The 11,247-nt window shown below is 55.8% G+C and carries 7 protein-coding genes; all 7 read right to left on the reverse strand.

Translation table 11 applies throughout. The features are described 5' to 3' along the window. Positions 1–328 precede the first annotated feature (328 nt). The 7 genes from HQL65_18385 to HQL65_18415 all read right to left on the reverse strand — a co-directional run bounded on the left by HQL65_18385 (position 329) and on the right by HQL65_18415 (position 11,222). Positions 329–3,409 (reverse strand): efflux RND transporter permease subunit, encoded by a 3,081-nt coding sequence (locus tag HQL65_18385; protein ID MBF0138205.1) that lies wholly within the window; start codon positions 3,407–3,409, stop codon positions 329–331. Continuing rightward, positions 3,409–4,578 (reverse strand): efflux RND transporter periplasmic adaptor subunit, encoded by a 1,170-nt coding sequence (locus tag HQL65_18390; GenBank protein MBF0138206.1) that lies wholly within the window; start codon positions 4,576–4,578, stop codon positions 3,409–3,411. The genes HQL65_18385 and HQL65_18390 overlap by 1 nt, the downstream gene beginning before the upstream one ends. A 68-nt stretch (positions 4,579–4,646) precedes the next feature. Beyond that, positions 4,647–6,416 (reverse strand): DUF799 family lipoprotein, encoded by a 1,770-nt coding sequence (locus HQL65_18395; GenBank protein ID MBF0138207.1) that lies wholly within the window; start codon positions 6,414–6,416, stop codon positions 4,647–4,649. Positions 6,417–6,501: 85 nt separating this feature from the next. Further along, on the reverse strand, positions 6,502–9,687 hold the full coding sequence (locus tag HQL65_18400) for an FHA domain-containing protein (protein MBF0138208.1): 3,186 nt from the start codon (positions 9,685–9,687) through the stop codon (positions 6,502–6,504). Positions 9,688–9,804: 117 nt separating this feature from the next. Next, entirely contained in the window at positions 9,805–10,500 is a 696-nt protein-coding gene (locus tag HQL65_18405; protein ID MBF0138209.1) for an OmpA family protein, read from the reverse strand. A gap of 242 nt (positions 10,501–10,742) precedes the next feature. Further along, positions 10,743–10,931, reverse strand: coding sequence for a hypothetical protein (locus tag HQL65_18410; protein MBF0138210.1), 189 nt, complete (start codon positions 10,929–10,931; stop codon positions 10,743–10,745). A gap of 99 nt (positions 10,932–11,030) precedes the next feature. Then, positions 11,031–11,222 (reverse strand): hypothetical protein, encoded by a 192-nt coding sequence (locus tag HQL65_18415; protein ID MBF0138211.1) that lies wholly within the window; start codon positions 11,220–11,222, stop codon positions 11,031–11,033. Between the last annotated feature and the right edge of the window lie 25 nt (positions 11,223–11,247).

Below are 11,247 nucleotides of genomic sequence, written 5' to 3' on the forward strand. Positions count from 1 at the left end.
GGGCGGAGTCCCAATAAAATCTTCCTTTCCAATTTTTTTTATCCGAGGGTTAATAGACAGCCTCTTACAGACATGACCGCCTTGGAACAGGTCCACAAAGCCTTTGGCGGCTGTCAAGTCACTTTCGCTGATGTGGCCAGGAGAGTGCTGGCGAGTTGATATTTCTGGAATAATTTTATATTGCCATGATAACCGCCATGGTGACAGCATGGGTATGAAAAATATCAGAATATTGCCATGGTAACCGCCATGGATACAGCATAGGTATGAAAAATATCAGAACATTGCCATGGTAACCGCCATGGATACAGCATGGGTATGAAAAATATCAGGATTTCGAACTGGACACCCCCTTGTGCCATTGTTGAAGGCGTTCAAAATACCAGTAGATGACCGGCGTAAAATAGAGCGTCAACCATTGGGAGAGGAGCAATCCCCCCACCACGGCCAGGCCCAGGGAGCGGCGGCCATCACCCCCGGCCCCCCAACCCACGGCAATGGGAATGGCCCCCATCAAGGCGGCCATGGTGGTCATCATGATGGGACGAAAACGTACCAGGGCAGCTTCATGAATCGCAGCCAGGGCGGTCAAGCCGCGCCGCTGGGCCTCGATGGCAAAATCAATCATCATGATGGCGTTTTTCTTGACAATGCCGACGAGCAGGATCAAACCCACAAAGCCATACATGTTCAACTCCATGTTGTAATACTGGAGGGTCAACAGGGCACCCAATCCGGCAGCAGGCAAACCGGACAGGATGGTGATCGGGTGGATAAAACTTTCATACAACATGCCCAGAATCAGATAAATCACCAATACCGCCAGCCCCAACAACCACCCCATGCCGGCCATGGAGTCCTGAAAGGCCTGTGCCGCCCCCTGAAAACTGGCCGTGACCGAAACCGGCATCTGCATCTCCCTCTGCACATCCTCGATGGCCTTGATGGCCCCACTGAGGGCAAAACCGGGTTGCAGGTCAAATGAGAGGGTCACCGCCGGCAACTGGCCGACATGGGTGATGGTGGCCGGACCTACGCCACGGCTGATCCGGGCCACGGTATCCAAAGGCACCAACACCCCACTGGCACTGCGCACGTTCAACAGAGACAAAACCGAAGGATTGTCCTGGAAAGGATAATCCAGTTCCAGAATGACCGCATATTCGCTGCCGGTCCCATAAATGGTGGAGACCTGCCGTCCGCCATAGGCATTGAACAGGGCTGTTTCGATCTGCCGGGGAGTCAGCTTGAGATCGGCAGCTTTGTCCCGGTCAATCTCCACCAGGACCAGGGGCTTGCTGATTTGCAGATCGGAGGTGACGTTGACAAAGCCCGGCAAACCGCGCAAACGCTCTTCCAGTCTGGGTGCCCAGGCAAACAGCTCGTCGGTGTCCGAGCCTTTCAGGGAGTATTGGTACTGGCTTTTGGTGAGTTGTCCACCGATGCGAATGGCGGGCAGATTTTGCGGAAAGGCCTTGATGCCGGGCACCTTGGCCAGTTTGGGCCGCAGCCGTTGCAGGATGACATCGGCCTTGTCTCTCTGATGGCGGGGTTTCAGTTGCACAAATATCCGCCCCATGTTCAAGGTCTGGCTGGAACCGCCGGCACCGACAAAAACCATGGCGGCACCCACCCCGGGATCGGCCATGACGATTTTGGCCACCTGGAGCTGTCGTTCCACCATGGCGTCAAACCCGACATCCTGTTCGGCCTCGGTAAAGCAGAGCAGTTGCCCGGTGTCTTCCGTGGGCAGAAACCCCGTGGGCATGCGCAGACCGATCCAGAACGTCATCACCAACAAACCGACAAACACCACCATGGTCAGGAACGGGTGTCGCAAAACCAATTGCAGGCTGCGGTCATAACCATGTTGCAGGGCCAGAAAAAACCGTTCACTCCACCGATAGAGACGGCCATGGGCGACATCATGACTGGCGTGCAGATAACGGCTGCACAACATGGGGGTCAGGGAGAGCGACACAAAACCGGAGATCAGGACCGATGCCATGATGGTGATGGCGAATTCGTGCAACAGCCGCCCCAGAATGCCCCCCATGAACAACACCGGGATAAACACTGCCGCCAAAGAAAGAGTCATGGAAACAATGGTGAACCCCACCTCGGTGGCCCCATCGAGGGTGGCCTGCATGGGGTCCTTGCCGGCCTCGATATGCCGCGAAATGTTTTCCAGCATGACGATGGCATCATCCACCACAAAACCCACACACAGGGTGAGCGCCATCAGGGAGAGATTGTCAATACTGAACCCGAACAGATACATGACAGGAAACGTCCCCACAATGGACATCGGCAGGGCAAGACTCGGAATGACGGTGGCGGAAAAATTGCGTAAAAACAAGAATATAACTAAAACAACCAGACCCAGCGCAATCAGCAGCGACACCTGCACATCCTCGACCGAGGCCCGAATCGACTCGGAACGGTCATAGAGGAGGGTCATGTCGATACCCGCCGGAATCTGCTGCCGGATCGTGGGCAGGAGGGCACGAATGGCATCCACAACCGCAATGGTGTTGGCCCCGGGTTGGCGCAGAATGGCGAGAACCATGCCGCGTTTGTCGTTGAACCAGGCTGCGGAGCGGTCATTTTCCGCCCCCTCCACCACCCGACCGATATCGGCCAGCCGGACAGGTGCCCCATTGCGAAACGCCATGATCATCCTTCGATAACCAGCCGGATCCGCAACCTCACCCGTGCTTTTGACCGTGACCACCCGGTCGTGACCATAAAGAGCGCCGGTGGGAAGGTTGACATTGCCATCCTCGATGGCTTTTTGCACCTCGTCCAGGCCAATCTGCCGGGCAGCCATGGCGTTGGGGTCCAGTTTGATGCGCAGGGCATACTTTTGCGAGCCATAGATGGCCACCTGGGCCACACCATCGATCATGGAGAGCCGTTGCGCCAGGGAGGTTTCGGCATACTCGTTGACCGTGGTCAGGGGCAGGGTCTCCGAAGTGAGCGCCATGTAGAAAATGGGCATTTCCGCCGGATTGACCTTGCGATAGCTGGGGGGCTGGGTCATATCCTTGGGCAGGGATCGCTGGGCCTGGGAGATGGCCGCCTGAACATCCTGTGCCACACCATCGATGCTGCGGTGCAGGGCAAACTGCAAGGTAATCTGCGTGCCGCCCAGGGTACTCGTGGAGTTCATGGATTCCAGGCCGGCAATGGCCGAAAACTGCTTTTCCAGCGGCGAAGCCACAGACGATGCCATGGTCTCCGGATTGGTCCCGGAGAGGCCCGCCGAAACCTGAATGGTCGGAAAATCCACGCTCGGCAGGGCACTGACCGGCAACTGGGTGTAACTGAGCGAACCAAAAATAAGCCAGCCCACCATGATCAAAACCGTGGTGACGGGTCGCTGGACGAAAAAAACCGGCAGATTCATTACGGACCTGCCTTGGCAGTGGCATTGTTGATTTCCACCTTGGCCCCGTTGGCCAATCGCCATTGTCCGGAAATCACCACTTCCTCATTCCCATCGATCCCCTCTTTGATCACGGCCTCCTTTTCATCTTCCCGCTCGACGGTAACCGGGCGTACCGAGGCGGTTTTTTCTTTTTCTCCCTTGACCACAAAGACAAAGCGACCTTTGGGACCACTGAGCAGGGACGGAGTCGGGACCACGACCATGTTTTCCTGATCATACAGATGAAGCTGAACCTGTACGAATTGCCCGGGCCAGAAACGGTTATCCGGATTGGGAATGCCGGCTTGCAGGGGAATGGTGCCCGTGGCGCGGTCCACACCGTTGTCGATCCAGGTCAATGTCCCCTTGCTGCCAGACCCGGATTCATCCGGCACGGTGAAAGAGACCGGGAGAGGTTTTTTGGCCTGATGGGTGAGAATGACGGGCAGATGGCGTTCCGGGACGGCAAAGCCCAGGCAGAGGGGATCCATCTGGTGAATCACCACCAGGGGGTTGGCGTCGTTGGCCTTGACCAGGTTGCCCACCTTGAAAAACTGCCGTCCAACCCGCCCGGCCATGGGGGCGCGAATGCGGGTATATTCCAGATTCAATTCCATGTTGCGAATGGCTGCCTCATCGGCCAGAACAGTGGCTTCGGCGGCGATCAGGGCGGCCTTGCTGGTATCGTACTGATCATCGGAAGCGGCCTTGCTGTGCAACAGCTCCCGGCGGCGTTTTTCCTGGGAGCGGGTCAACTCCAACTGCGCCTGATCCCGTTTCAGATTGGCTTTGAGCAGGGCCAGTTGATTGGCAAAGGAACGATTGTCAATTTCAAAAAGCAGATCCCCGCTTGCCACAGCCGCCCCTTCCCGGAACGGAATTTTGAGAATTTCGCCATCCACCCGGGATTTGATCTCCACCTTGGCACAGGCTTCCAGATGTCCATGGGCAGGAACGCGCATGGGCATGGTTTTACGGACTGTCTTTGCCGTCATGACCAGTACAGGCCCCCCCTTGGGAGGCCCCTTGCTTTCACCACCACCGCCGCCGCTTCCCGAACAACCGGAAGCCAGCAGCAAAAGCAGCATCAACAACGAAGGAACAGAATACCTGCCGAAATGAAGCGAAGGTGGGATGGCATCAACCATGGTGGATGGAACTTCCAACCGAGCGAAGGAGTGGCACCGAGGCACACCACGGCATGACCATGACGTGGCTACGGTTTGGCGACTGAGGTTGCGACAGGATGCTCCAAAACGGGGTTGAAATCAACAGTACCCTGAAGGGGAATTTCCTCGATATTGGTTCGACCCCACCAGTTTTGTGGTGCCTTGAGGGGGTCTCCCGACTCCTGGTTGCGAATTTCCCACGGGACATTGCCATAGATATCGTTGCCTTCGATCCGGGCCTCGGACTTGCGGAGATGAATGCCGCCCCCACGATTGTCGGTGATGCGATTGGCCAGGATGATCCCCTTGCCGTCCTTGAGGGCCAGACCGGTCTTTTCCGAATCACGAATGTGCGAATCGCGCAGCTCCAACTCACCCCCATCCATGACCACGCCCCAGGTATTGTTGCGCACCATGCCATGCTGCATGGTCACCCTGGAATTGCGGGCATTGATGCCATACCTGGCACCGGTGATCACAATATTTTCAAATAGGTTGGGTCGCTGTGTCTGATCCAGGAAAATGCCTTCCCAGGGAATTTCGGCCCCGGCACTCAGCAGACGGATCTGGTTTTCCTCGGTGCCTCGCGCCACAATGGCCCCCTTGACGACGATTCCCTTGCCCCGGACCCAGATCACTGTCCCCGGCTCCAGGGTGAGCGTGGCCCCGGCCCTGACCATGAGAATGGGATGGATCAGGTAGGGACTGTTGGCCGCAGTCAAAGTGAGGTCTTTGTCCACCATCTGCGGCAGGGCCTCCAGACGTCCCAGATTGACCCCGCCCAGAATGTCCATCCAGCGATTGACGACACCGGAGCGGGTTGCCAGACGTGCTACAGGGAGCGTATTGATAATACGATCTTTTTCCCGAATCTGAAATGCGCCGACATACATGCCGGGGGATTTTTCCTGCAAGGGGAGATTGGTGATGGTCGGTCCGATATCCCAGGAACCGGTCATGCCGGGATCACCCACCAGCACAACCCGCAACGACTGACCAGGCAGAAGAAACCGCCCGGCACCATTGTGGACCATGAGGGTGATGCGTGGCGGCGGATCGGTCACCTCTTTCGGGTTGGGCACATCCGGCATCATCTCCATGCACAGCTTGACCGTGGTCTGCAACAGGGATGCCCCCTGATGACTGACGAAGGTCTTGATCATGGAGAGGGCCAGACCGGCAGGATCCAGCGATACCCCCCCATCCCGATCCGTCACCGTACTCTCCTTGGTCCAGATCGGACGCGGGCCACGACAATGCAACAACTCCGCTTTCACGGAGACCTGCCGTTGAGAATAGAGCAGGACGTACATTTTGCCGTAATCCTTCACCTCGGCCCGGACCAGACCGTCCACGCCCAAAAACTGGCAAACCTTTTCCAGGGGCACTTCCTTGCCCTGAACCAGGGGATCGTACAGATGATTTTCCCGCAGCAACCGATCAACCGTAAAAAGCTCCAAATCATTATAATTCAATGTACTGAAAAAATTGAAAAACAACTTACGAACTGCCTCGCCGGCCTCTGGATCCGGGGAGAGGTTGCGAAAGGGAAGAACAGCCACCTTGTGGGGCAGATCCAGATCAGGTTGCGTTTTTTCCTGATCGCGTACAGAGGCGGCTTTTTCCCTGTCCGTTCTGTTTCCATCCGGGATAGCCGTCTCCTGTGATGCCCCGGTTTTTTCCTGATCGGTGCCCGGCACATTTTGTTCAGCAACAGAAGCCCCTTCTTTTGGTGGGACTTTTTCGCCAACACAACCGGACAACAGCAGCAAAAAAATACCAAACCAACAGCCCCTCACCAGATTGTTGCGCCTCATGTTCCCTTTTCCCGGAAAAATTTCATGCCTCTCACTCTGTCCATGGGGTCTTTCCACTTCCTGTTCCGAATGCATCTCAAGCAGTTCACTCTTTCCATGGGGTCTCTTCACCCCCTGTTTTGGCTGAACCTTCCTTGTCCTCCTTGAAGAGATAATCCATGACCCAATTGGACTCCACGCCGGACTCCTGCAACATTTTACGCACCCGTTCCTGGCGAACCACATCCTCCTTGCCGACATCCGTCTGCATCTCTTTGCCAGCGTTGGCTGCTTCGGCGGGTTCGGTGCTGCCCTTATTATTTTTCGGTTTGTTTTCCTTGCTCTTTTTTTCATTCGTGGCGACACTGCGCGCCTCTTTTTTGGCAGGAGCGGCAGATTGATTGGCTTGTTCGACCTGAATCCGGGCAATTTTTTCGCGAACGTCCCGGGCATTGGGATCGATGACCAGGCAGCGTTGATACTCTTCCATGGCTGCCGCATATTTTTTGGCTGTGGCCTGTTGGTCTCCCTGCTCCTGATAATAGGCCAGCATGGCTTGCAGCCGGATGGTGGCCGTGGTGTTGTTTGGATCGTCTGCCAGGATCAATTTGTAATCGATAAAGGCATTGTCTTCCGGCGGGGAGAGGAAGCGTTTTTTCTGAAAATTTTCATCGGCCTTGCGCAGTTTTTCTTCCAGGGTACGATTTTTGTCTGCCGGGGCCATCCGGCTTTTTTGCTGGGCGAGCCAGATCTGGCTGATGGCTTCCTGGGCTTGCGGAAACAGGGGCGACTCGGGCCGTACCGCAAGATATTCCCGGACGGCGCGTTCTTTTTGTTCAGTTTTTTCTTGTTTTTGTCCCAGGGTAAAATGGATCTGGTCCAGAATTTCCCACAGGGAGTCCGATTCCACGCCAGAGCCATATTGCCGCAAATGTTTGCGCAACACCTCTTTGGCCGGTTCCGGGGTCTCCGCCTTCAGCATGGTTTCGGCCTGAATTTTAGCCGACTGGGCCAGGAGTTCGCGTGCCCGCTTTTGCAGGGCGGGCCCGGTCGTGGTTGACAGGAGGAGTGGCTGAAGGGTTTCCAGGGTTGCGTCATAATTGCCCTGGACGACCAGCTTTTTGGCCTTGTCCAGGTGTTCCTGCATCTGGTAGGGAACGAACAGACGTTCATATCCCAGATAGCCACCGGCTCCCAGAAGCGAGACCACAATCAACAGGATGACCGGCAGGTTGGATCGTGGTGTTGCGCCGGAGCCGGGGTTTTTTGCTGCCGTGGGTTGCTGATCTTCGGGCCGATCCGACAGAAAGGTCAACCTGCTCGCCCCCAGTTGCAGGCGGTCGCCATTGCAGACCCGGCCTTCTGCAACCGATTTTTCATTGATCAGGATTCGAATTGAATCCGCCGCAGCCTGGGCCTGAAATCCGGTCTCTTTTTGGATCAGGATCAGGTGTTGTCGGGAGACAGATGGATCATCGATGCACAAATCACTGGGGGGTTTGCGACCCACCACGACCCGGGGGTGTTTGATGGCCATGACCAAGTCGCCGCCCTGGGCGGGCAGGCGATGCCAGACCAGACGCGGCCCGGCAATGGGTGCCGCTGGTCGGTTGATCTCCAGGATCGTGCGATCCCCATCCGCATCCATGTTGCCGCCACCCGGAGAATCCGTCTTGCCGCCACCCAGGGAATTCGTCTTGCCGATACCCGGAGAATCCGTCTTGCCGCTACCCAGGGAATTCGTCTTGCCGATACCCGGAGAATCCGTCTTGCCGCCACCCGGAGAATCCGTCTTGCCGCCACCCGGAGAATTTGTCTTGCCGCCACCAGGCGTGTCGGCCTTATGGTTACCAGACGAAATGGGGGCTGCTTCCGCAACCGTTTTGGGCCGGTAAAGGGTCTGATCCGACGGAACATCTGGTTTGGGGCGATAGAGCGTCTGGTCGGAAGCGGCAACGGGTCGTGCATCTTCTGGCCGGTCCGATTCAAACAAAAGTGTCACGATATCGATGCCGATCCGGTCACCATGAAACAATCTCTGGGTCTTGACATCCACATCATTGATTTTAATCGGGCTGTCTGGATTCAATCCCTCGATCAGGTGCCCTCCTTCCCTGGTGCGCTGGATTTTGGCGTGTTTGCGCGACACATAGGGGTTGTCCAGCACCACCGACACATCCGGGGAACGTCCAATCAGGCAAGGATCCTGGTCAACCGGATAAACGCGACCAGTTTCGACATCCGTCAGACGAACGAAGTCCATTGCAGGAGAAGGATCTGACGCTGCCCGGGATCCGGTCGCAGAAACAGGCGTTGACGCGGTTCGCAATGACGGCATGGTTTCCGTCCTGGCGGGGGGAGGAGAGGGTACAGAAGAAACGGAAAATTCCGGTCGGGAACTGCCATGAACATTGGGAAAAGTCACTGCATCCGGGTCTGAATCAGACATATCCGGATCAGAGGTTTCCGGGTTAACGGAAGGATCGAAGATATCCGGTCGGGAACTGCCATGAACATTGGGAAAAGTCACTGCATCCGGGTCTGAATCAGACATATCCGGATCAGAGGTTTCCGGGTCAGAGGCAGTTTGAACAGGGATACCTGCAACGGGGAGGTTCGAAACAGGGGCACCTTGGACAGGGGGATCCGAAACAGACATGCCTGATGAAGAAATTTCCTGAGAAGAGACCGTCGAACCAGAGATTCCTGTATTGGAGATCCCGTTAGAAGAGATTTTTGAACCAGAGGTTCCTGTATTGGAAACCCCTTGATCAGAAAGTACCGGATCAGGGTGGTCCCGATCCCGTTCAAGGGTGATTTCTTCGTCGGTGAGATCACGACATGCGGCAAGGATGCCAGCGGGATTGATCACCGTATCCTCGGATTCCAAATCCGTATCGGAAACCGGCTGCGATGGCGTTATCCGGGTCGCATTGATAACGGTGGCATCCGGGTCAGAAGCATCCACCGCCCGATTGGAGAGAAAAACCATGCGACAAACACCCGCCGTGACACGATCACCATGGAAAAGACGTCCTTCCTGAACGAGAACGTCGTTGACCAGTACCGGGTTGGTTTGGGACACATTTTCCAGGTACGTGCCACTTGCGTCCAGACGCACCCGAAAGTGCTTGCGGGACGTGCCCTTGCCATGCAGACGGAGTTGCGCTGTGACATCCCGCCCCGCCATCTGGGTTCCCGGGGAGAGAACCATTTCGGTCCCGGCTGTACTGCCGTTCAAGACACGCAGCATGACCACAGAGACAGTTTCGGCAGTCGAAGAATCGTTCATGGCAGGCAGACAACTCCGCAAAAACAGCTCTCTCCCCATTGGCGAGGGCGCATCTTCCCGGATTTTTCCCGCTTTTCGCCAAAGATGTCAAGCACCCCCTGGCAATTTTTCCACACTCTACTGCGAAACGATTTCCACCCGCCGGTTGACCGGTGCCGTTGGGGATGTATTGGGAAGGGTCTCTGTCGCCCCTTTGCCGACGATGGAAATTCTCTCCGGGGCTATTTTATAGGTGCTGACGATATAATTTTTTACGCTTTCAGCTCTTTTTTCCGACAAGGGCACATTGATGCTGTCAGAACCGACGGCATCCGTGTGTCCGCTCAGGGTGATGGTCAAGTCCTGTTTCATGGCCAGCATTTTACCGATGGATTCAGCATAGCCTTTTGCTTTTTCGGTCAATTCGGCAGAATTGGTATTGAAATACAGGCCAAGCGCCACTTTCTGCCCGCCTCCGGAATGTTTCCGTTGCGGACGTGGTTTGGATGCCGTCTCCCGTTCGCTGCTGGCAACCTGGTTGTTGTCTTCCGGTTCCGGCTGGGATTGTTGAGGTTCCGGAGTCGAACTGCTCGCAGAACTCGAACCGGCAGAGCTTGAACTGTTGCCGGAGTCGTTATTGAACACAATCGACCTGGTTTTTTCACCCCTGTATTTGATTTTCGGGCTGACTTTGCCCAGGGCCTGCAACAATTCCACTTCGTTGGGAACGTCCTGAAAATAAGTGGTTTGACCCTCGGCCATGGCATGGGTCGAAAATATGGATAAAGCCAATAACATGGCCGATTTTGTGTGGTTGATCGTGACCTTGTTCATCAAGCCTGCTCCTTTTTTATTGCATTGCCATGATTGTCCACCACCCGGAGGGTGTCCACCTGCCCAGCCGCCTTGCCCTGCCTGCTTCCTTGAGTAACCGCCCGCCCGACAAAGTTCTTGCCAGCCATTTCACGATCCTGCTCTCTCCCTGAGAATGCCGTTCATCAAGACGGCAACTCCATCCGCCAACCAGTCCATGCAGCAACCCGGTCCCGGCAATCACCAGAAAAATCCAGGGACTTTCAAAAACTTCGGCGGTTACTGATCACACTTTCAAGCCACCAGAGCAGCAACTCGATCCCGGCAATCACCAGAAAAATCCAGGGATTTTCAAAATACCAGGAAAGGACCGCACTCCCAAGCAACAAGATGATCCACCAGGGACCACCTGAGGTCAGCAACAAATCCGCCAGAAATTCGAATGTTTCCAACACAAACTCCATTATGCTCTTGATATGATAATCGTGATCAATCCTTGTATCCGTATTTCTGGGTTGCCACGGCCTGTGCTTGTCATCCGGGACATCCTGTCAACCGGCATGGAACAATTCCCTGCCGGCCTGTGTCCAGGCGCGAATGTCATCCCGGGTTTGCGGCGAAACCGGAGCGGCAAAGTCCACCATCCGGCAGCGGTCGAAGAGAATACCGGCACCAATCTGGATATCCCGCCAGCGGGTGTCCACGGCTTCGGCCACACAAAATACGCGCACTGGTTCAGGCATGAAGCCATTTTGCATCCATCTGGTC

Source organism: Magnetococcales bacterium (assembly GCA_015228935.1).
Taxonomy (GTDB): Bacteria; Pseudomonadota; Magnetococcia; order Magnetococcales; family DC0425bin3; genus HA3dbin3.